Source organism: Paenibacillus gyeongsangnamensis (assembly GCF_027533625.1).
Lineage (GTDB): Bacteria > Bacillota > Bacilli > Paenibacillales > NBRC-103111 > Paenibacillus_G > Paenibacillus_G gyeongsangnamensis.
This window is the reverse complement of record NZ_JAQAGZ010000019.1, coordinates 51,558-72,835: the sequence shown is the minus strand read 5'-3', so window position 1 is coordinate 72,835 and position 21,278 is coordinate 51,558. Positions and strand designations below refer to the sequence as shown.

22 protein-coding genes, 1 tRNA gene and 1 pseudogene are annotated in these 21,278 nt (G+C 57.7%); 12 read left to right on the top strand and 12 right to left on the bottom strand.

Annotation, left to right across the window (positions count from 1 at the left end; translation table 11 throughout):
* Window positions 1-11 precede the first annotated feature (11 nt).
* The 6 genes from O9H85_RS25670 to pckA all read left to right on the top strand — a co-directional run bounded on the left by O9H85_RS25670 (window position 12) and on the right by pckA (window position 7,678).
* Entirely contained in the window at window positions 12-1,724 is a 1,713-nt protein-coding gene (locus O9H85_RS25670; protein WP_269884269.1) for a putative 2-aminoethylphosphonate ABC transporter permease subunit, read from the top strand.
* 15 nt (window positions 1,725-1,739) lie between these two features.
* The gene (gene phnX, locus O9H85_RS25665) at window positions 1,740-2,546 is read left to right on the top strand and encodes a phosphonoacetaldehyde hydrolase (protein WP_269884268.1); all 807 of its coding nucleotides are present in this window, start codon (window positions 1,740-1,742) and stop codon (window positions 2,544-2,546) included.
* A 59-nt stretch (window positions 2,547-2,605) separates the two neighbouring features.
* Window positions 2,606-3,721 (top strand): 2-aminoethylphosphonate--pyruvate transaminase, encoded by a 1,116-nt coding sequence (gene phnW, locus O9H85_RS25660; RefSeq protein ID WP_269884267.1) that lies wholly within the window; start codon window positions 2,606-2,608, stop codon window positions 3,719-3,721.
* Window positions 3,722-3,783: 62 nt separating this feature from the next.
* Window positions 3,784-4,944, top strand: a complete 1,161-nt coding sequence (locus O9H85_RS25655; RefSeq protein ID WP_269884266.1) for a saccharopine dehydrogenase family protein — start codon at window positions 3,784-3,786, stop codon at window positions 4,942-4,944.
* 75 nt (window positions 4,945-5,019) lie between these two features.
* Window positions 5,020-5,805 carry a DeoR/GlpR family DNA-binding transcription regulator gene (locus O9H85_RS25650; RefSeq protein WP_269884265.1) on the top strand — a complete coding sequence of 262 codons (786 nt, stop codon included), beginning with the start codon at window positions 5,020-5,022 and terminating at the stop codon, window positions 5,803-5,805.
* 286 nt (window positions 5,806-6,091) lie between these two features.
* Window positions 6,092-7,678, top strand: coding sequence for a phosphoenolpyruvate carboxykinase (ATP) (pckA, locus tag O9H85_RS25645; protein ID WP_269884264.1), 1,587 nt, complete (start codon window positions 6,092-6,094; stop codon window positions 7,676-7,678).
* 145 nt (window positions 7,679-7,823) lie between these two features.
* Here the strand turns inward: pckA and O9H85_RS25640 are convergent, their stop codons facing one another.
* From O9H85_RS25640 to O9H85_RS25630, 3 genes are all read right to left on the bottom strand, one after another.
* Window positions 7,824-9,200, bottom strand: a complete 1,377-nt coding sequence (locus O9H85_RS25640; protein WP_269884263.1) for a dipeptidase — start codon at window positions 9,198-9,200, stop codon at window positions 7,824-7,826.
* A 95-nt stretch (window positions 9,201-9,295) separates the two neighbouring features.
* Window positions 9,296-9,832: a DUF1697 domain-containing protein gene (locus tag O9H85_RS25635; RefSeq protein WP_269884262.1), complete on the bottom strand. Its 537-nt coding sequence runs from the start codon at window positions 9,830-9,832 to the stop codon at window positions 9,296-9,298.
* 380 nt (window positions 9,833-10,212) lie between these two features.
* Window positions 10,213-11,235: an NADH:flavin oxidoreductase/NADH oxidase gene (locus O9H85_RS25630; protein ID WP_269884261.1), complete on the bottom strand. Its 1,023-nt coding sequence runs from the start codon at window positions 11,233-11,235 to the stop codon at window positions 10,213-10,215.
* A gap of 175 nt (window positions 11,236-11,410) precedes the next feature.
* On the opposite strand from O9H85_RS25630, the gene O9H85_RS25625 reads away from it, so the two are divergent.
* Complete coding sequence (locus O9H85_RS25625) at window positions 11,411-11,752, top strand: winged helix-turn-helix transcriptional regulator (RefSeq protein ID WP_269884260.1); 342 nt, start codon at window positions 11,411-11,413, stop codon at window positions 11,750-11,752.
* A gap of 52 nt (window positions 11,753-11,804) precedes the next feature.
* Here the strand turns inward: O9H85_RS25625 and rbsK are convergent, their stop codons facing one another.
* The 3 genes from rbsK to O9H85_RS25610 all read right to left on the bottom strand — a co-directional run bounded on the left by rbsK (window position 11,805) and on the right by O9H85_RS25610 (window position 14,229).
* Entirely contained in the window at window positions 11,805-12,722 is a 918-nt protein-coding gene (gene rbsK / locus O9H85_RS25620; protein ID WP_269884259.1) for a ribokinase, read from the bottom strand.
* Between the two features lie 250 nt (window positions 12,723-12,972).
* Window positions 12,973-13,104, bottom strand: coding sequence for a hypothetical protein (locus tag O9H85_RS25615; protein ID WP_269884258.1), 132 nt, complete (start codon window positions 13,102-13,104; stop codon window positions 12,973-12,975).
* Window positions 13,105-13,359: 255 nt separating this feature from the next.
* Window positions 13,360-14,229 (bottom strand): helix-turn-helix domain-containing protein, encoded by an 870-nt coding sequence (locus O9H85_RS25610; protein WP_269884257.1) that lies wholly within the window; start codon window positions 14,227-14,229, stop codon window positions 13,360-13,362.
* 81 nt (window positions 14,230-14,310) lie between these two features.
* Between O9H85_RS25610 and O9H85_RS25605 the strand changes: the two genes are divergently transcribed.
* Window positions 14,311-15,129, top strand: a complete 819-nt coding sequence (locus O9H85_RS25605) for a phytanoyl-CoA dioxygenase family protein (RefSeq protein WP_269884256.1) — start codon at window positions 14,311-14,313, stop codon at window positions 15,127-15,129.
* 28 nt (window positions 15,130-15,157) lie between these two features.
* On the opposite strand, the gene gluQRS is transcribed toward O9H85_RS25605, so the two are convergent.
* Together gluQRS and O9H85_RS25595 are read right to left on the bottom strand one after the other, a co-directional pair.
* Window positions 15,158-16,165, bottom strand: coding sequence for a tRNA glutamyl-Q(34) synthetase GluQRS (gene gluQRS / locus O9H85_RS25600; protein ID WP_269884255.1), 1,008 nt, complete (start codon window positions 16,163-16,165; stop codon window positions 15,158-15,160).
* 145 nt (window positions 16,166-16,310) lie between these two features.
* A tRNA-Asp gene (locus O9H85_RS25595) sits at window positions 16,311-16,387 on the bottom strand.
* A gap of 236 nt (window positions 16,388-16,623) precedes the next feature.
* Between O9H85_RS25595 and O9H85_RS25590 the strand changes: the two genes are divergently transcribed.
* Both O9H85_RS25590 and O9H85_RS25585 read left to right on the top strand, forming a co-directional pair.
* Complete coding sequence (locus tag O9H85_RS25590; RefSeq protein ID WP_269884254.1) at window positions 16,624-16,851, top strand: hypothetical protein; 228 nt, start codon at window positions 16,624-16,626, stop codon at window positions 16,849-16,851.
* Between the two features lie 43 nt (window positions 16,852-16,894).
* A complete protein-coding gene (locus tag O9H85_RS25585; RefSeq protein ID WP_269884253.1) occupies window positions 16,895-17,176 on the top strand; it encodes a DUF1294 domain-containing protein in 282 nt (93 codons plus the stop codon).
* Between the two features lie 59 nt (window positions 17,177-17,235).
* Here O9H85_RS25585 and O9H85_RS25580 read toward each other — a convergent pair whose 3' ends face one another.
* Window positions 17,236-17,547, bottom strand: a complete 312-nt coding sequence (locus O9H85_RS25580; RefSeq protein ID WP_333474269.1) for a lamin tail domain-containing protein — start codon at window positions 17,545-17,547, stop codon at window positions 17,236-17,238.
* A 105-nt stretch (window positions 17,548-17,652) separates the two neighbouring features.
* Window positions 17,653-18,294 (bottom strand): annotated as a pseudogene (locus O9H85_RS25575) (DUF2278 family protein); the annotation flags it as partial.
* 404 nt (window positions 18,295-18,698) lie between these two features.
* Between O9H85_RS25575 and O9H85_RS25570 the strand changes: the two are divergent.
* Together O9H85_RS25570 and O9H85_RS25565 are read left to right on the top strand one after the other, a co-directional pair.
* Entirely contained in the window at window positions 18,699-19,004 is a 306-nt protein-coding gene (locus O9H85_RS25570; RefSeq protein WP_269884252.1) for a DUF2325 domain-containing protein, read from the top strand.
* Window positions 19,005-19,083: 79 nt separating this feature from the next.
* Window positions 19,084-19,644 carry an MOSC domain-containing protein gene (locus tag O9H85_RS25565; protein WP_269884251.1) on the top strand — a complete coding sequence of 187 codons (561 nt, stop codon included), beginning with the start codon at window positions 19,084-19,086 and terminating at the stop codon, window positions 19,642-19,644.
* Between the two features lie 98 nt (window positions 19,645-19,742).
* On the opposite strand, the gene O9H85_RS25560 is transcribed toward O9H85_RS25565, so the two are convergent.
* The gene (locus tag O9H85_RS25560; RefSeq protein WP_269884250.1) at window positions 19,743-20,042 is read right to left on the bottom strand and encodes a helix-turn-helix domain-containing protein; all 300 of its coding nucleotides are present in this window, start codon (window positions 20,040-20,042) and stop codon (window positions 19,743-19,745) included.
* A 243-nt stretch (window positions 20,043-20,285) separates the two neighbouring features.
* Window positions 20,286-21,239: an N-acetyl-gamma-glutamyl-phosphate reductase gene (gene argC / locus O9H85_RS25555; RefSeq protein WP_269884249.1), complete on the bottom strand. Its 954-nt coding sequence runs from the start codon at window positions 21,237-21,239 to the stop codon at window positions 20,286-20,288.
* Between the last annotated feature and the right edge of the window lie 39 nt (window positions 21,240-21,278).

Below are 21,278 nucleotides of genomic sequence, written 5' to 3'. Positions count from 1 at the left end.
GAGCCGTTCGGATGTTACCCGCAAAGTTAGAGCAGCGTAAGTTGGGGTTCAGCCAGGATACGCTGACGAAGCTCTTGATCGCCGCGGCGGTGCTGACGCTGCTGCTCACGATTCTCGTTCCCCTCCTGTTCTTGTTCGGCAAGGCATTTCTGGGCAAAGACGGCGAGTTCGCAGGACTTGCCAATTTCGTTAAGTACTTCTCGACACCGGCGCTGTCCGCTTCGCTCATGAATACGGTTTTCATTTCCGTCGTTTCGACCGTCATTGCGGCGCTGCTGGCGTTCGTTTACGCCTACGGCATCTCCCGGACATCGATCCGCGGCAAGGCGGTCCTGCGCTATGCGGCGCTGCTCCCGTTGTTCGAGCCGACAATGATGCACGGGATAGCGCTGACGTACTTATTCGGCAAGCAGGGACTTGTCACCAAAGGCTTCTTCGGACTGCTGCCCTTCGGTATCGACATTCATTTGTACGGGCCGGTCGGCATTATTTTATCGGAGATCATCTACCTGTTTCCCCAGGCGTATCTGATCTTCATCACGGCATTGTCCATGTCAGATTACCGCTTGTATGAAGCGGCGGAGACGCTTGGCGCCGGGAAGCTCCGGACGTTCCTGACGGTGACGCTGCCGACGGTCAAATACGGCTTAATCAGCGCGTTATTCGTCTGCTTCACAGCCAGCTTCACGGACTTCGGGGCGCCTCAGGCGGTCGGCGGACAATACAACGTGCTCGCGACGGACATTTATAAGCAGGTCATCGGACAGCAAAATATGCCGATGGGCGCGACCGTAGGCATTCTGCTCACGATCCCGGCCTTCATCGCCTTCGCGGTCGACCGTATCATCGAGCGGAAGCAGCGTGCGATGATGTCGGCCCGGTCTACCCGCTACCGGGTGGAAGAGCGGAAGGTGCGGGACCGCCTCTACGGCACGCTGTGCACAGTCATCGCCATTGCGCTGCTGCTGCCGCTCGTTACCGTCGTATTCGCTTCGCTCGTGAAGGTATGGCCGTATGAAATTACGCCGAGTCTGAATCATTACGACTTCTCGCGGGTGGCCGCAGGAGGGCTGGAGCCGTTCTGGAACAGCATCAAGGTGTCTCTCTTGACCGCCGTGGCCGGAACGGTCGTGACGTTCGTCTTCGCTTATCTGATCGAGAAGACGCGGCACTACGGGGGACTGCGGCAGCTTGCGTACTTCCTGTCGATCCTGCCCATGGCGCTGCCCGGGATGGTCATCGGTCTGGCTTATATTTTCTTCTTCAACCATCCGGACAATCCGCTGAACGGATTATACGGAACCGTAGCGATCTTGGTAATCGCCAACGTCATCCATTTCTATTCCGTGCCGTTCATTACGGCGACGGCCTCGCTGAAGAAGCAGGATAAGGAGTTCGAGCTGGTATCGAATGCGATGCGAGTGCCGTTCTACCGGACCTTCCTGCGGATTACGGTGCCGCTCTCGATGCCGGCCATTATTGAGATCGTCATGTATTACTTCGTGAACTCGATGGTTACCGTGTCCGCGGTCATCTTCCTGAGGTCCGCCGACTACAATCTGGCTTCGGTATCGATCGTCAACATGGACGATGCGGGGGATGTCGCCGCAGCGGCCGCCATGTCCACATTAATCGTGGTGACGAATATCGTCGTGCGAGCTTTGTATGAACTGATTGTAAAGTCCGTTAGAAAGCGGACCGAAGCTTGGCAAATTCAAAAATAAAGGGAGGCGCGACTTATGCGCGTGCAAGGTGTCATTTTGGACTGGGCAGGGACGACGATCGACTACGGCTGTTTTGCTCCTGTAGCCGTATTTGTGGATATTTTCAAGAATCGGGGCATTTCCATCACGATGGAGGAAGCGAGGGAGCCGATGGGACTCCTGAAGTGGGATCACGTGCAGGCGATCTGCAGGATGGAGCGCGTGGCGGGCCTTTGGAAGACGGCCTTCGGGCAAGAGCCGACGGAAGCGGACGTCCATTCGCTGTATGCGGATTTCGAGCAGCAAATTTTCGAGGTGCTGAAGGAATATACGGACCCGATTCCGGGCGCGATCGAGCAGGTAGCCCGGCTTCGCCGGCAAGGGATCAAGATCGGCTCCACCACGGGCTACACGATGGAGATGATGCGGACCGTAACGGCGGAGGCGAAGCGCAAGGGCTATGTGCCCGACTGCCTCGTTACACCGGACGAAGTGCCGCAGGGCCGGCCGTATCCATGGATGATCTACGAGAATGCGATTCGTCTCGGCATTTATCCGATGAAGCATATCGTTAAGGTGGGCGATACGCTGAGCGACATCCGGGAAGGCGTGAATGCGGGCGCCTGGACCGTCGGCATCCTGAAGGGCGGCAGCGAGCTCGGCATGAGCGAGGCCGAGGTGAATGCGTGCGATCCGGACGAGCTGGCTGTGAAGCTGGCCGAGGTGGAGCGCCGATACCGCAAGGCGGGAGTGCATTATGTAATTGAGAGCATCGGAGCGTTAGATCCGGTAATCGAGGAAGTCAATGCCCGTTTGCAGGCAGGGGACCATCCTTCAACTTAAGGATCGAACGGCTTGTTGGAGCACTACATAGCCATAACAAAAGGAGAGAAAGTACAAATATGACAGATCTGCAATTGCCGGATAATCCGTATTTGCTCCTCACACCGGGGCCCCTCAGCACAACGAAGCGGGTCAAAGCCGCCATGCTGAAGGATTGGTGCACGTGGGACAAGGAGTATAACCAATTGGTGCAGGGCATTCGCGCCAAGCTGACGAAGCTGGCTTCCACGGAGCCGGGACGTTACACCGCCGTGCTGATGCAGGGCAGCGGCACCTTCTCCGTGGAGAGCGTGATCGGCTCGGTCGTACCGGACGGAGGGAGGCTGCTCGTGCTTGTCAACGGGGCTTACGGCAAGCGGGTCGCGCAAATTGCCGAGGTGCTGCGGATCGACACGACCGTGCTCGATCTGGGCGAGACGGGCTATGCCGAACCGGCCGAAGTTGAAGCCGCGCTTGCAGCCGACCCTGCGATTACGCACGTCGCGTTTGTCCATGGCGAGACGACAACCGGCATGCTGAACCCCCTTTCCGAGCTGGCGCAGGCCGTTAAGCGGAGCGGCCGGATCTTGATCGTCGACGCGATGAGCAGCTTCGGCGGAGTGGAGATCGATATGGCTGAGCTGGATATTGATTTCCTGATCAGCAGCAGCAACAAGTGCATCCAAGGCGTACCCGGCTTCGGATTTATCGTGGCGAACCGGGAGCGGCTGGAGCGCTGCAAAGGCGTTGCCCGTTCGTTGTCCCTGGATCTGTTCGATCAATGGGACACCATGGAGCGGCAGGACGGCAAGTGGCGCTTTACCTCGCCGACCCATGTCGTCCGCGCATTCGACGAGGCGCTCCGCGAGCTAGAGGAGGAAGGCGGGATCGCCGCACGGCAACGTCGCTATACGCGGAATCATCAGACGCTGGTGGAAGGGATGGAGCGCCTGGGCTTCCGGACGCTGCTGCCGAAGGCGATGCAGTCGCCGATTATTACATCCTTTTATTATCCGGAGTCGGAGAAATTCAGCTTTGAGGCATTTTACCAATTGATGAAACAGGAAGGCTTCGTGCTTTACCCAGGCAAAATTACCGCGGCGTCGACGTTCCGGATCGGCCACATCGGCGATGTGCGTCCGGAAGATATGGAGCGATTGCTCGAGGCTGTCGAGCGAAACCGCTTTTGGCTGTAAGTGCAGCGTGTTTAGAACCGGGAACTGGCCCTAATATCCATTCTCCCGAGGAGGCAATTGAGATGAAAGTATTTTGTTTAGGCGGTGCAGGACGTATTTGCCGCGAGGCGATTCTTGATTTGGTGCAGTTCTCAAGCTTCGATCAAATTACGGTAGCGGATTTCAATGAAGAGGAAGGCTTGAAGGTGGTTGCCTGGCTGAACGATCCGCGCGTGGATTTCGTAAAGGTGAACATTTTTGACAAAGCGGCGACGGTCCTGCTCATGAATGGCTATGATGTGGTCATGGACGGCACGACCATTACATTGAACGGTCTGTCCACCGCCTGGATCGCGGAAGCGGGCTGCCACGGGGTGAATCTGAACGGCTTCGGCGAAGAATACGCGTCTGACGAGCTGTTCAAGCGTCATGGCAAAACGTTCATCCCGGGCTTCGGCATGACGCCGGGCGTCACCCAAATGATGGCGATGCACGCCGCGAATCAACTGGACGAGGTGGATACGGTTCGCGTGAGCCACGGCTCTTACCGTCCGATCGCGTTCTCCAAGTCCATCACGGAAACAACGACGTACGAGTACGATCCGAATCTGGAGGGACGCGTCGTGTACGAGAACGGGCAATTCGTCCAGGTGCCGCCGTTCGCCAGACCCCTGGAGGTGGAGCTGCCGCAGCCTTACGGCAAGAACGTGCAGTACATCATTCCGCACGCGGAGACGAAGACGCTGGCGGAGGCGCTAGCCGCTAAGAACGTCAAGCTGATCAAGGTGCGGGGCACTTGGCCGCAGAAGAACATGCAGCTCGTCCGTGCGCTCTACGACTGGGGCTTCATGCGGAATGAGCCGATCCGCGTCGGCGATACCGAAATCGGCATCATGGATGCGATCGCTCAGTACCTGTATAATTCGAAGGAAGGCCAGGAAACCGAGCTGTACGGCTATTCCCTGCACGTGGAGGTATCCGGCACGAAGGACGGCCGGCAGGCAACGCATACGATAACGCATACGCATCCGGCCTCCGACGGCTCCGTGGAGGGCTGGGAGAGACTCCGGGCTTACACCCGGAACGTCGGCATTCCGATGGCCATCGCCGCGGAGCTGATCGCGAAGGGCGAGGTGCAGCGCACCGGGGTGACTATTCCGGAGCATGCGTTCGACCCTCAGACGATTTTCCGCGCGTTGGAGCGGCGTGGTATCATAATTCACGAGCATGTTGAGAAAAAGTAAATAATGACAAGCTTTTGCAAGGCTGTTTATAATGGGTGACAGAAGTACCACATTCATGGAGGAGGATCCTCTGAAGTGTCATTAATCGGCGAGGAACGTAAGGATCTCATCCTTAATATGTTGAATCTGGAAGGAAAAGTCAGAACTGTAGACCTGGTGGACAAGCTCAAGGTATCCTCGGAAACGATCCGGCGTTACCTGGAGGAGCTGGAGGCGGAGAACAAGCTGAAGCGGGTGTACGGCGGCGCCGTCAAAATCAATCTGGCCCGTGAGGAGCCCGCCCATTTCAAGCGGGAGATCACGAGAGCCGAGGAGAAGCGGCGCATCGGGCGCGCGGCGGCTTCGCTCGTGGAGGACAATGACGTCATCTTCGTCGATGACGGGACGACCACCCAGCAGATGATCCATTACCTGCTCGGCAAGAAGAACATCACCGTGCTGACCGTATCCGTGCCTGTGCTGTACCTGCTCATCGACTACCAGAATAAGGATTTGTTCTCGGGGGAAATCTATTTCATCGGCGGCAAGGTGAACAGCAAGCATTCCCGGGTATCCGGTGCCATAGCGGAGAAGATGATCGAAACGTTCTACGCCGACAAAGCGTTTATCTCGATCGACGGCATCATGATGGGCAAGGGCATCACCGGCTTTGACGCGGAGCGGGGGCAGCTGGCCCGGAAGCTCATCGAGCACTCCAAGCAGAGCATCGTGCTGTCCGACCATTCCAAGTTCGGGGAAGTGCAGTTCTATAAAATCGCCGACCTCAAGGAAATCGACCTCATCATCAGCGATTTCCCGGTGCCCAAAGAGTGGGAGCAGTACTTGGCGGAGAAGGGCGTGAACTGGATTCATGCGGAATAACGGTTATGTGCCGGGAAGCTGAAACCAGGGGAATGAAGCGCTGAAGGTGCTGGAGATAAACGAAGTGCATAGGTATTGAAACGCTAGAATGACCGAAGAAGCTCATTTCCTGCTGCTGCAGGAGATGGGCTTTTTTGGTTGATAAGAATTATAAGTTTTCGTAGCTTATAGTAGGTAGATGAGTAAAATTATGACGTTGTTATGAACAATATGAACAAATTATTGCGCATTATTAAAATATATGTTACATACTAATTAGACGTTTACGAAGAAAGGGATGAACTGCATGATCCATGAACGCGATGTGATGCAAGCCCCGCATAGTTTGGTTACGACGGGAACGGTCCATCTGAATTTATCCGCTGACGAATTAGTCCGGCTGGCCTTGAGCCGACGCGAGGGCGTTCTGTCCTCCGCTCAGGCGTTCCGCGCGACGACGGGGAAATTCACGGGGCGTTCTCCCAAGGATAAATATATTGTGCGGGAAGCCTCCGTGTCGGAGCATGTGGCCTGGGGGCCCGTTAATCAGCCGATCTCCGAAGCGCAGTTCGACAGCTTGTACCGGAAAGCACTTCAATATATGCAGGACCGCGAGCTGTTCGTCTTTGACGGGTTCGCGGGAGCGGACGACGAATACCGGCTGCCGATTCGCGTGGTGAACGAGTACGCCTGGCATAATCTGTTCGTCCGTCAACTGTTTATTCGTCCGGATGCGGCGGAACTGGCCGCACACCGGCCGCAGTTCACGGTTTATGCGCTCCCCGGGCTGAAGGCGGATCCCGCGTCGGATGGAACGCAGTCGGAGACATTCATTATTATTTCGTTCGAGCGGCAAATCGTACTGATCGGCGGCACCGAATATGCCGGCGAGATGAAGAAATCGATCTTCAGCGTGCTGAACTACCTGCTGCCGATGCGCGGCGTCCTGCCGATGCACTGCTCCGCCAATGCCGGAGCCGACGGGGACGTAGCTTTGTTCTTCGGATTATCAGGCACCGGCAAAACAACCTTGTCCGCCGATCCGGAACGCAGCCTGATTGGGGACGACGAGCACGGCTGGTCGAAGCGCGGCGTCTTCAACTTCGAGGGCGGCTGCTATGCCAAGTGCATCGGCCTGTCCGAAGCGAAGGAGCCGCAGATTTGGAACGCCATCCGCTTCGGCTCCGTGCTGGAGAATGTGGTGTTGGACCCGACAACGGGGGAAGCCGATTACAACGACGGCTCGCTGACGGAGAATACGCGCGCGGCGTATCCGGTGGATTATATCCCGGGCGCACTCATTCCGGGCATAGGCGGACATCCGAAGGTGATCATATTCTTGACGGCGGACGCCTCGGGCGTGCTGCCGCCGATCGCCCGTCTGACGAAGGAGCAGGCGATGTATCATTTCCTCTCGGGCTACACGTCCAAGCTGGCCGGAACGGAGCGTGGCGTCACGGAGCCGGAATCGACCTTCTCCGCTTGCTTCGGCTCGCCGTTCCTGCCGCTTAGACCGAGTGTGTATGCAGACATGCTGGGCCGCAAGATCGAGGAGCACCGCGTACGCGTGTATCTCGTGAACACCGGCTGGTCCGGCGGACCTTATGGAGTCGGGCAGCGGATGAAGCTGGCCTACACCCGCGCGATGGTGACGGCGGCTATCAACGGCTCCATCGAGCGAAGCGCCTTCAGCGCGGACCCGGTATTCGGCCTCGCCGTGCCGGAGGCGGTAGAAGGGGTTCCGAGCGAGGTGCTGCAGCCGAGCCGCACTTGGGCCGATCATGCCGCTTACGATGCGAAGGCCCGCGAGCTTGCGGAACGCTTCAGCCGGAACTTCGAGAAGTTCCCGGATGCACCCGAGGCGGTAAGAAAGGCGGGTCCGCGGACGGAATAGCCGCAGGCTTATCGCAATTAATATCCGGGGTAAATTCATCCCATGCTATTATAATCCCGATCCAAAAGAACCTTCAGCTTCCACTGTTATAGTGGTCTGAAGGTTCTTTTGCACATAGTGAAAAGTTTTTTGGCTCTTTTATTTGCTACTTCTGCAGCTGGCTCAGCTCCTGCCAATATTGCACCAGCGTCGCAATGCCCTTATCGAAATTTTCCAAGTGAAAATGCTCGTTGGGGGCATGCATATTTTCGCCGGGCAGGCCGAAGTCCATCATGACCACGGGCGCTCCGAGCACGCGGGAGAATACCTCCACGATCGGGATGGAACCGCCGCTGCGGATATAGACGGGCATCTTCCCGAAGCCGGTCTCATAGGCCGCCGCTGCCGCCTGAATGTAAGGGTGCTCCGGCGAAATGTAGAACGGCTTGCCGCGGTGGGTTTGCTGTACCTTTACCGTGACGCCTGCCGGCTTGTGCTTCGCGATATGCCGCTCGATCGCCTGCATGATCCGGTCCGGGTCCTGCTGATCGACGAGCCGGCAGGACAGCTTGGCGGACGCTGCCGAAGGGACGATCGGCTTCAGGCCTTCGCCCTGATACCCGCCGTAAATGCCGTTCACTTCGAGCGTGGGCCGTGCCGTCGTCCGTTCGAGGAACGAGTACCCCGCCTCGCCGGTCAGCTCCGGCACCGCCAGCTCGCCTGCGAGCTTGACGTCGTCCAGGCTCAGCTCGCGAAACGCCTCCCGTTCCGTCTGGGATAATACATTCACGCCTTCATAGAAGTCTTCGATCGTAATATGGCCTTCGGCGTTCCGCATGGAGGATAGCAGCTCCACCAGCGCGGTGGCGGGGTTTGCAACGCCGCCGCCGTACAGGCCCGAGTGCAGGTCGTTCTTCGGACCTTGCACGTCGAGCTGGAAGCCGCACAGGCCGCGAAGACCGTAGCAAATCGAGGGCACGCCCTCGTCGTGCATCGGCCCGTCTGAGATGACGATCGCGTCCGCCTTCAGCAGCTCAGCTTGCTTTTCCAGGAACGCCGGAAGGCTGGGGCTGGCGATCTCCTCCTCGCCTTCGATGCAGAACTTGACGTTTACCGGGAGCTTCCCCTGCGTCTGCAGGAAAGCCTCGACGGTCTTCACGTGGGTGTACAGCTGAGCTTTATCGTCCGTCGCCCCGCGGCCGTACAGCTTGCCGTCCCGGATGACGGGCTCGAACGGCTCGCTGGTCCATTGCTCCAGCGGATCGGCCGGCTGCACGTCGTAGTGGCCGTAAATGAGCGCCGTCGGCTGGCCGGGCGCATGCAGCCAGTCGCCGTACACGACCGGGTGGCCTGCGGTCGGAAGCACCTGGACGTTCTCGAGTCCCGCTTGCCTCAGCTGCGCCGCCAGCCATTCGGCCGCGCGGGCCATGTCCGGCTTATGCTCAGTGCTGGCGCTCACGCTCGGGATGCGGACGAATTCCATCAGCTCCGCCAGATGGCGGTCGCGCTCCTGGGCTAAATACGCATTAATCGGGGAGGTCATCGGTTACAGTCTCCTTTACTGAACAAATCGAATCCTGCCTTCACTATACCATAAGCACCGTCCAACCTTGAAACCGGGCCGCGGCATGCTCACGGTTAACTTCGGCTCATCTCGATCAAGGCATGGATCGTCTTCCAATTCCGCGTCGTGGCGTACACGTCCAGCTTCTTCTCGAGAAAGCTGTTGGACAGCGGCGTCTTGCCGTAGCCGTTCCGGCACAGCACGTAAGCCTCCCGGCCCAAGACGCGAACCTCGTCATCGCCCCGACGGGATGCTTCCAGCTTCGCTAACGCTTCCGGGGAAGGTTCTCCGAACAGGAAAGTAACGTAGGGAGGCTCGCCCTCAGAAGCGTCTGCCGCGCCAAAAGGGTTCCGGGCTGCGATCTCCTCCAGCTCCCGGGAAGTTCTCACGAGCACTTTCACGTTATAACTGAGCTCCTCCCGGATCCTTCGCTCTACCGCATCCGCAACGGCCGACGCCGGAGCGTCCGTATCAAATACCACATTGCCGCTTTGGATGTACGTTCGTACCTCCCGGTAGCCCAGCGCTTCAAACAACGCCTTTAACCGGTCCATCTTAATCATGTTTTTACCGCTGACGTTGATACCGCGCAGAAGCGCAATGACCGGCATGCCGCTCACTCCTTATCGATCTTTTATGGACAACTTGGATAGCTCTATCTTGCGAGATGGGACGGACATTGTAAATACATGGGTATTAAAAACAGCCCGCATTTCTCACCGGGAAGGCGAGTAATGCGGGCTGAAGCCAACAGGTTGGCAGCTTGCCGGCCGCTTTGCCGGCGGCGAAGCGGCCAGTTGATCAGGGGATTGGCCAGCCGCCAAGCGTAATTAGCGGAGCTGCGAGAGGAAGCCAGCCAAGTCCGAAGCGGCTGTCGATGACGATTCCGCCGAGAGGCAGGCTCCTCCGGCTTGCCGTTCGCGAGCGCGCTGATCAAGTGCGATCAGCGCCAGTGGGAACCGGGCTGAATGCAGTAAGGACATGTTACGGATCAATAGGCCCTTTCATACTGCTTCGGCACATTCACCTTCTCGCGGCTTACGGCTTGAATGGCGTGAGTGGCCCAATACGGATCGCGCAGCATGCCGCGGGCGACGGCCACGAGATCGGCATCCTCGTTCGCTACGGTCGCTTCCGCCAGCTTGGCGTCCTCCAGCATGCCGACGGCGATGACCGGTACCTGCAGCGCCTCCTTAAAGGCTCGGGCCATCGGTACCTGATAGCCCGGATAATTGCCCGGCTTCCTTGCGCCGGCAGGACCTTCGCCGCCGCTGCTCACGTGGAAGATGTCGACGCCGGCCTCTTTATACTTGCGTCCGATTTCGATGCTGTGCGCCAGATCGTAGCCTCCGTCGATATACTCGACCGCGGAGATTCGCATAATAAGCGGCATGCCCGCCGGCATGACGCTTTTGACCGCCTGGATCACTTCGACGCCGAAGCGGGACAAGTCTTCGCCGTACGCGTCCGTCCGGTTGTTGATGGCCGGTGAATGGAATTGGTGGATCAGGTAGCCGTGCGCCCCGTGAAGCTCGATCGTATCTACGCCGGCCTCGACGGCTCGGCGCGCGGCGTCCTGGAATTTGACGACCATCGCCTGCACCTCTTCGGTCGTTAGCGGTCTAGGCTTTTTGAATTGATCGCTGACCGGAATGTCGGAAGGGCCGACAGGGACGGCGGCGTCCTCCGCCTTGCGTCCGGCATGGGCGATTTGGATGCCGATGCGGGAGCCGTATTTTTGCACTTCGGAAATAATGCGTTTGAACGCCGGGATGTGAGCATCCGACCACAAGCCGAGGTCGTAATCCGAGATGCGGCCGTCCGGCTCGACGTCCGTCATTTCCATAATGATCAGCCCGCTGCCGCCGACGGCGCGCGAAACGTAGTGGACGTAATGCCATTCGTTAGGGATTCCGTCCTTCGCTTCCACCGAATATTGACACATCGGAGGCATAACGATGCGGTTTTTAAGCTCCAGGTTGAGCAATTTAAAAGGGGAAGATAAATGTGGCATGCTTTTCTCTCCTTTTTGATCTGTATTTATTTTCTTTACAGTTCCTATTTTAGCAACCTTAGTTCCTGTTGGGAAGTAGTGATTTTCAGTTCACCTTGTTTCCGAAAGGGAAGCTTTGCGCTATACTTAGGATGATTGCTGTGAAAATGAACTTGCGAAAGAAGCTGATTTTCTTTTGGATACCCTAGAGCCGCTGAAATTAACGAAAGGCACCCCGGGTGAAATATGCCCGATCGAAAAGACCATTGACGTCATCGGAACCAAATGGACGTTCCTTATTCTCCGCGATCTGCTGATCGACGGGACGCTGCGGTTCAGCGATTTGTTAAAATCGATGGAAGGCATCAGCCCCAAAACCTTGTCGCTGCGCCTCAAGCAGCTGGAAGAGCAAGGCTTGATCGAACGCATGGTATACCCGGAGGTCCCGCCGCGCGTGGAATATACAATTACGGACAAAGGAAAGCAGCTGGAGAGCATCTTCATCGAGCTGAAGCGGTTCGGTCTGACGTTGCCTTAAAAAAAGATACCGGTCTGCTTCCCGCTTCCGGTATCTTTTGCATAAACCTTATTTAGTATGTCCCGCCGGCCATCACTTCATCATAGCTTGGCATCCCTTCCTGCGCGCCGAAGCGGGTAACGGACAGGGAGGCGGCTTTCACGGCAAAAGCGGCGGCCTCCTCCACGCTCCACCCCGAGGCGAGGCCGAAACCGAACGCCGCATTCAGCGCGTCCCCGGCTCCGGTCGTGTCCACTACGTTCACGACCGGAGCCGGGACCGTGCGCAGCGTACCGTCCGCGGCGAGGTACGAGCAGCCCTTCGCGCCGCGAGTAACGAGCACGGCCGGGCCGTGCTCCGCCTGATAGCGCTGCAGGGCGGCCTGCCACTCCGTTTCCGTCTGCGGAGCGGAGCCCGAGAGCGCCGCGAACTCGGTTTCGTTCGGCGTCACCCAGTCCGCGAGCGACAGAAGCTCGCGGGACAAGGGCTGCGCCGGCGCGGGATTCAGCACCGTGACGACCCCGGCTTCGCGCGCCAACTCCAGCGCGCGCTGCACGGCCGGCAGCGGGATCTCCAGCTGCACGAGCAGGAGCCGGGCTGCGCGGATCGCTTCGGCGTGCCGCTCCACGTAATCCGGTGTGCAGGCGGCGTTTGCTCCAGGGACAACCGCGATGCAGTTGTCCTCCGGCGTGTGGTAAATGCTCGCTATGCCCGTAGGCTCGCCGGCCAGCACGGCGAGGCCTTCGGTACGCAGACCGAGCGAGCTGAATTTGTCCGCGATTTGGCGGCCGAAGACATCGTCCCCCACCGCGCCGATATGTGCGACCTCCGCGCCGAGCCGGGCGCAGCCGACCGCCTGGTTCGCGCCTTTGCCGCCCGGCATATACCGCACATCCCGGCCGGACACCGTTTCCCCCGCTAGAGGCATACGTTCCATCGTTACGACAATATCCATATTCAAGCTGCCGACTACGGTAATTTTTGGCTTCATTCCAGCATCTCCTCCGGTATCAACGAATCTCGTGTCCATTGTATCAGATCAAAAAGAGGCCCGCATCCGAAAGATGCGGGCCTTTCAATTGTATATAACAAAGGGGGGTCTTCTCCTATAGTATAAACAAGCATTGTTAAAGTCAGATCAACGGAACATTACAAATTGATTACAAGGGATTGCATAAGGCTTCGGCCCGGGAATTACGCCGCTGCCTCTTATTCGTACGGCCGATTCAAGGCACCATTCGTTATAAGGAACGCCCGTGGACAACGAAACCAAAGCCGGAAGCAATAAGCCGTACCCAACCGATCGCGGATATCCATAGCGGAATGCTGATCAAGAGGCCGATCAAGAACCCTATCGGGAATTTGTTTTCCATCTCACGGTACCTCCGTCCTTCCTTGCACTTTGAGCAGGCTTGTCATATGTACAGGATAGCAAAGCTTTATTTGAAATATTTTAGCGGCGTGTTAGAAATTCGTTAGATTCAGGGATTGAAGCCCGCATAAAAAAAGAGACCCGAAGCCGGGGGGCTGCAGGTCTATCAAGGTATATATCAAAAGGGGTCATGAACACAGTATAGTTCCCAAACCTTAAGAGAACCTGAAAATCAAGTTTCAATTGTGTGACAAGCTCAATTTGAAGGAGGCCGGCTTGGTCCGAATCTCGCCCGGTATGCGGTGGGGCTGCAGCCGAAGAAGGCGGTAAACTGCTCGCTGAAGTAGAATGGATTCGGAAAGCCCGTATCTCCGGCAATTTCGGCGATGGGGCGGTCCGTATAGAGAAGCAGGCGGGAAGCGTGGCGAAGCCTCATCTTCAGGTATGTCTCAAGCAGAGAGTCGCCCGTCTGTTTCTTGAACAAGTGGGCGAGGCGCGAAGAAGATAGATGGACCCGGGCGGCCAGCCCGTCCACCGTATGCTTCGCCGTCAAATCCTGCTCCAGCACCCGCAGCACCTGTTCCACCCGGCTATCAAGCTCCCGGCGCTCACCTTTCTCCGTTCGCTGGGCAAGCAGCAGCAGAATTTCCTCCAACGCATTCATGGCGAGCCGTTCCCCGAGTGGCGATAGTCCCCGGCTATCCGCAATCATGCGGCCGAATGTCGCGCGAATCCGTACTTCCGCCTCCGTTCCGGGCTCAACATCGTGCTCCAGCAGCCCCGGCGTCGTTTCCCTCCACAACAGGAGAGGCATCCAGCTCGCAGGAGGAACGAAATGCGTCCACAGAAATTCCCATTCGCCTCCGTCTCCCGTCGCGTAATCGTGCATGGTTCCGGGCTTCAGCAGCCGGAAATCGCCGGCGCGGCATATATGCTCCGCTGCATCGCCTGCTGTGCGGAAGCGTCCTTCTCCCGACAGTGTATACGCCAGCAGCCAGTCCCGCGTACCGTTAGGTCGGAATACCCGGTAATCACTCTTTCTACGGAAATGATCGCAAATCAGAAGGCCGGGCGGCGGGGCGGCATCCTCCTGAGATACAGCAGAATTGTTAAGGTCATCGGCCATATTGTTAATTCCTCCCGGTGATGGCTTTATCTACAATAAAATCATCATAGCACGATATTATAGGCGTAAGGAGGCGGTTTCATGACATGGGGGCTCAAAGTTCTTTCTGAGGAGCAGAAGCAGCAGTTTGACCGAGAAGGTTTTCTGGTCATCAAAGACATTTTCCGGCGGGAGCTAGTCGAGGAGATCAAGCGCTATTTCATGGATTTGCAGGCAAAAGGGGAGCCGGTACCCGGGTACTTTCATCCGGTCGGCGAAGCGGAGGCGGGAGGGGATATCCTTCGCATGTATCCCCGAGTCATGCATCCGCACAGGTTCAGCGCCATGGCGTTCCGCTATTTGATTCATCCGACGGTGATGGACATCTTGGAGGACCTATTCGGCGAGGAGGCGCTGGCGGCGCAGAGTATGTTCTATTACAAGCCTCCGGGGGCCAAGGGGCAGGCGTTGCATCAGGACAATTTCTATTTGAAGGTGGAGCCCGGCACCTGCATCGCCGCCTGGACGGCTATTGACGCGGCCGACGAGGAGAACGGCGGGCTGTTTCTTGTGCCCGAGTCGCAGCTCGGAGACATCCAATGTCCCCATCCGTCGGATCCGGCCGTATCGTTCACCCGCGAGGAAGTGAACGTGCCGGAAGGGCTGAGGCCCGTACCGGTCGCGCTGCAGCCGGGGGACGTGCTCTTCTTTAACGGCAGCGTGATTCACGGCTCTTATCCGAATACTTCGGCGGACCGGTTCCGGCGCGCGTTCATCTGCCATTACGCCGGCGCCTCGACGTCCAAGGCAGGGAAGTATTACAAGCCGATGTTCACCCGGGAAGGAGCGCCCGTTGCTATCGAGGACAACACGGATGCAGGGCCCTGCGGGACGGAATATACGACTGCCGGACCGCATTAGGACATAGAGACGAACAGGGAGGAAGGAGCTAGCTTGCCGGCGAGCTCCCTTCCTCCCTGTTCGCATCGGCCGGGCTGGTGCCGAATAAGGCTTGAAGCGAGTCGCTGCTGACACGGATTCCGGAGGTTGCGACCCGGCTGAGCTCGAACCTGGAGATGAGCTCAGCCGCCTTCAATGGTTCGGGGCGGTCCGTCAGGCCGGCCCAGTAAGCCAATCGCCCGATGACGGCTTCGGGCGGCGTACCGGCTGCGCGGATTCCGGCTACCGTGACGGCCTCCCGGCGCTTGGACAAGCGTTCGCCGTCCGGGCCGAAAAGCAGCGGCACGTGGGTGTAGCGGGGCGGCTGAAGCTGCAGCGCCTCAAACAGCAATAGCTGGCGGGGCGTGGAGTCCAGCAGGTCCGCACCGCGGAGCACATCGGTGATGCCCATGGCGGCGTCATCGACGACCACGGCCAGCTGGTAGCAGAGAATGCCGTCGGCCCGCCGGACGACGAAATCTCCGCCGTAACCTGCCGGGAGCTTTTGCGGCCCTTGGATGCCGTCGGTAAATGATAGGCCGTGGTTCGGCAGGGCGAACCGAAGGGAGGGCGCTTTGACTGCTTCGCGCGCCGCCCGTTCCTGTGCCGTGAGCTTGCGGCAGCGGCCCGTATAAACCGGCCCCTCGGAAGAGAGGCCGTGCGGCGCGCTGGCGATGGAGTGCAGCTCGGCCCTGCTGCAGTAGCACGGATACAGGCGGCCTTCCCGCCGCAGCCGTTCGAGCGCATCCTCGTACAGCTTCAGCCGCTCGCTTTGCGTGTATGGGGCGTAAGGGCCTCCGACATCCGGCCCTTCATCCCAATCGATCCCGAGCCAGCGCAGGTCGTCCATGATCTGCAAAGCATATTCCGGACGGGACCTCGGCTTGTCGATATCTTCCATGCGCATGACGAATTGCCCGCCCGCCTGACGGATTTGCAGCCAGGACAGCAGGGCCGTGTAGGCGTTGCCGAGATGGAGCAGCCCCGACGGCGTCGGGGCGAATCTTCCGCGGATCATCGTCGATCACCTCGCTGGGTATACAAAAAAGAGCAAGGACGACGTCCTGCTCGGTGAATTTCAATCTATAGGTTCGTTCTTATGCTAACGAAGCTGATGCTTCGACGAACCCTATGGGTTCTCATCCCTTACAGGAAGTAAATCATGGCGGAGCCGACGGGATTCGAACCCGCGGTCTCCTGCGTGACAGGCAGGCATGTTAGGCCTCTACACCACGGCTCCACATTGATCATGTCCTTCTCAAAAACAGGGACAAGCAGTATCATACCATGCTTCGGCGGGTCTTACAAGTATTTTATTGTCGAATGTGAGAATGAACGGGCGTTCGAGAGCGGATGCCGTCGGTATCGGCGCTACGTAAACTGCTATCCTTTCAATGACGCTTGCGAAGGGAGGAAACGAACCATTATGATAGTAGCATTGATAGATTCATAGAACAGAAGCGCGAGGGGATAACGATGCCGTACGAGAATCGGGTCAAGCCTGCGGCCATGCCAGCTACGGCGCAAGAAGCCGTTTCACGAGAACTCATGGACCTGGAAACACGTTTGAACGAGCTGAAGAGCGAAGTGCGGGGCTTGCTCCGGCACGACCGCCACCGGCGGGCCGTCATCCGGGCCGAGAAGCAGTTCGTCGAGCAGCGAATCCGTCTGCTGCAAAAAGGCGCCCTTAACTTCAGCTCATAGATGATTGCAGCAAGATCATTTTTTTAGGAAAGGAATCGTTCCATTGAAATTATGGATTCTGTACTTGGTCGGAATGAACCTCTTTACCTTTGCGCTCATGGGCTACGATAAGGGAAGAGCCCGCCGGAAGGAGCGAAGAGTGCCGGAGAAGCGGTTGTTCGGTTATTCGGCCCTGGGCGGCGCGCTTGGCGCATGGCTCGGCATGTGGGTCTGGCGACATAAGACGAAGCATCCGAGCTTTGTGATCGGCATTCCGGGGCTTCTGGTGCTTAACGGCGTCATGGCTTATTTCGTGTGGAAGGGCATCGGCTACATTACAGGCTGACAAAAACATCAAAGCGCGGCTCCCGTCATGGTGCGGGAGCCGCGCTTTGCCCTATGAAGTCAGAACAATACCGTCCATCCCGGCTTTACTTGGCTGCGAGTATAGGAGACGCCGTGCACTTTCAGTCCAGCGGCATCGAGCAGCGTAATCAAGTCCCCCTGATTGGCGAGAAAATCTTGTCCGCCGCTGCTGCGCACCAGCCCGATCGTAAGGAATTGTCCCGGCTCGATCGTTCCGCTAAGCCGCTGCTTCTTCTTCGACTTGTTGGCCAAGGACCAGCCGTCCAAGTCGACGGTGCGGTCTCCCGCATTCACCAGCGTGACGCTCTCTTGACCCGTCGTCTCCGCCGGCTGCACGACGGCGCCGGCCACATAGATCGCCGCCGGCGTACGGTCCGGCTGCTGCGGATCGGGCTTGTCGCCGGCGGCCGACGGCTGCTTCGGACCGGCAGGCCGTCCCGGCGGTGCTCCAGCGATGGCGTGACCCGTCACGTCATCGGTGTGCCAGCTCTGCGACTGGAAGGCCAGGAAAACGCCGATCCAACGGTTCTCGGACGGGAAGCGGAGCAGCAGCGCCCCATCCTGATAGACGCCGTCGTCTTTGCGGAACTTGCCCTCATTCCCCTGATTCATATGAATGTCGTGCACGCCTCGTCCCGGCCGGAAGCCGAACACCTTGTCCGGCACGTTATCCTCCGGGCCCCAGCAATCGCCAAAAGCATATAGCTCCGCGTCCGGAGAAGCGGCGGCTTTGCCGAGATAATAGTCCATCTTCTCGTTCAGATCATTATCCGCCCCCGGCTGCTCGAAGGGCAGAGGCACCATGGATGACGGATCGAACAAATTGCTCCGGATATAATCGAGTGCAAGCCCTCCCGGCCTGCTGTCCAGCGGGGTATACCCGTAAGGCAGCCCGCTGAGTCCCTGCGTCTCCTCATGTGCAAAATGCTCGATCGCGCAATAAAGCAGGTCGTACGGACGAAGCTGCGACTTGACATTGACGGCAATGCGGTAATGCACATCCTCCGCCATCGCGTGGATCTGGTAATGCGGATTGTCCGCAGTTCCCCGCAGGCGGTCAACAAGCTTTGCTTTCAGCACGCCATAATGAATCGGCATCGCTCTCCACTCCTTTGTTTTATTGTGAAATGTCGCAGGCAGAGCCCCGAAGCTGCCGGGCAAGTCTATCCTAGCATAATCCGCTCCCCTGTGTTGTCGAATATTGGTAGTTCAAGGTGGGGCCAAGCTCTCATTCTTGGGGTGAACCACCGGAACACGGAAAGCCTCCCGCTCCGTGCGCTTGACATTGGTAATGAGAATCATTATCATAATATACAAGTATGAGAACTATTCTCAATAATGAGCAGTAAACGCAGAAACGCGGCTTGCCGTTTCGCAGCTCAATCAACTCGGAAAGAGCATCCACTCAGCATGCATCGATGGGCGGAAGGTCACATGGCCCAAGCTCGGACACAGCGGCAGAAAAATCCATGATTCAGGTGAACGGAAGGAGGGCGGCTCGGGTGCCGTCGATATTGGTAGTAGGTGCGGATCATTTGGGCAATATGCCGGAGCATTTGGCGGGAATCGGATTCGACGAGGTCATGCATATGTCCGGGCGGAAATGCCAGGCGGTCCGCAAAGGGATTCCCGACAAGGTGGATGCCGTGCTCGTACTGACGGATTACGTCAATCATAACTTGACCAAGGTAATCAAGCAGCAGGCGAAGGAGCAGGAGCTGCCGATCTTCTACGCCAAGCGCTCCTGGTGCTCGGTGAAACAAGCTTTGTGTTCCTGTGCGGATACGTGCGAGTGGCTTCAAAAATAAGCCGTACGGCGCCGAGGGACCGGCTCTTCCCAACACTCCATTAAAGGTGTATATGTAGTATTAAAAGGAGTGTGATGTCATGAACAACGGGGATCCGATTCATGGAACGGTGCAGGCTGTAAGCTGCAGCGCGGCGCATACGTTCGGCAAGCCGAATCAGGCCGGCATCCGGCTGTTGGCCGGACTGGGCGTCGAGGGCGACGCGCATGCGGGCGTAACGGTGAAGCACCGGTCACGGGTGGCGCAGGACCCGGCGCAGCCGAACCTGCGGCAGGTGCATCTGATTCATGCGGAGCTTCATGACGAGCTGCAGGCGCAGGGCTTCCATGTAGCAGCAGGGGAAATGGGCGAGAACGTGACGACACGGGGCATCGATCTCTTGGGGCTGCCCCGCGGCACCCGATTATATCTGGGCCCCGAGGCCGTAGTGGAAGTGACGGGGCTGCGCAATCCGTGCTCCCAGCTGGACCGGTTCCAGCCGGGGCTGATGGCTGCGGTGCTGGGGCGCGACGAGCAAGGGCGTCTGATCCGCAAGGCCGGGATCATGGGCATTGTGCTTGCCGGCGGCGAGGTACGTCCGGGGGATGCGATCCGCGCGGAATGGCCGCCGGAGCCGCATGAACCGCTGGAGCGGGTGTGATCCTGTCCATTTTGTAATGAAAATGAAATCTAATTTTCATCTGGTTTTAACATAACCGGGCTATACTGATCTTAAGACCCCCTTTTTAATATATACCTTTAGACCCGCATCCCGTTGATGCGGGTCCTTTTTTGGGTACGGCTACGCTTCGCCCCGGGCTTCCTTGAGGTATTGGCCGGGAGGCCCGCCGCTTTCTTGAACGTGCGCGAGAAGTTCTGCGCATTTCTGTACTGCAGCCGCTGCGCCATCTCCTCGACGCTCATGTCGGTGGCCTTCAGCCATTCTCGCGCCTTATCGATCCGGCTCGCGAGCAGGAAGTCCGAGAAGGTCGTAACGTACACTTCCTTCAAGGCTTGCTTGCCGAGGGTGACGGGGAGACCGAGCGACTTGCAGCACATCTCGAGGCGGATGTCCTCCTCGTTATGCTCCCGGATATAAGCCGACAGCTGCTCGGCGGCCCGGAGATCGGCTTCACATGCAGCGCCGGTTTATTTGTTCAGCACGACTTGCGGAGCGCCGTACTTGTCGTACCAGTCCTTGATCGTATCGTAGCTGCTGGAGAACGAAAGCGCCAGCAGCAGGAAGATGCGGGCATGTGGAAATGTCATATTATCTAAAAATTCTAAGTCCCGTATATTCCTTTAAATTAAGCCATATGCCTCGTCAAAGCCCAGCATCAGGTTCATATTCTGGATGGCGGCGCCGGATGCGCCTTTCCCCAAATTATCATATCTCGATAAGATATGTATGTGATCGCCCTGTCCGAATACGAAGATCTCGATGCGATTCGTACCGTTGCATTCCGCAATCTTAAAGTAGCCCTCGTCAAGATAAGCTTCCGAATCGAACGGCATGACCCGAACGAAAGACTCGGAATCGTAATAATAGGACAAGACGTTATGAACTTCCTTGGCGGATACGCTGCGGTTCAAATTTCGGTTAAGAAGCGGAACCGACATTACCAGACCTTGGGCGTAATCGGCTATAACCGGCGTAAACAGGGGCTTGAACGCAAGTCCGGAATAAAACTGCATTTCGGGAAGATGCTTATGAGGCTGATGAAGCGCATAATGCCTTGGGATATGCAGATGTTTTTCACGATTTACGGCCGGGTCCTCGTACAGCCCGATCTTGGCTCTTCCTCCTCCGCTATAGCCCGAAATCGAATGGCAGACAGCGGGGTAATCCTCCGGAACGATGCCTTGCTCCGTCAGGGGTCTGATACTGAGAATAAACCCTGTAGCGTGGCAGCCGGGTACGAAAACGCGAGAGGCTCCTCGAATCAGATCGCGTTGGGCCGGGTGGAGCTCGGGCAAGCCGTAAACCCAGTCCTTATCCGTTCGGAAAGCCGAACTGGTGTTGATGAATTTGGTCCTCGGGTTGCGGACGAGAGATACGGATTCCTTGGCGGCGTTGTCGGGCAGACATAGAAAAACAAGATCGGCTTCGTTCAAAAGCTTGCCGCGCACTACGGGGTCTTTTCTTGCAGCGGGATCGATCCGCAGAATCTCGATTTCAGACCGTTTAGCTAAATAGTCGTTAATTTTCAACCCGGTGGTCCCTTCTTGACCATCGACGAACACTATCCGGCTCATGAACCTCACCTCAGTTTGAATGGTTTTTATAATTATACA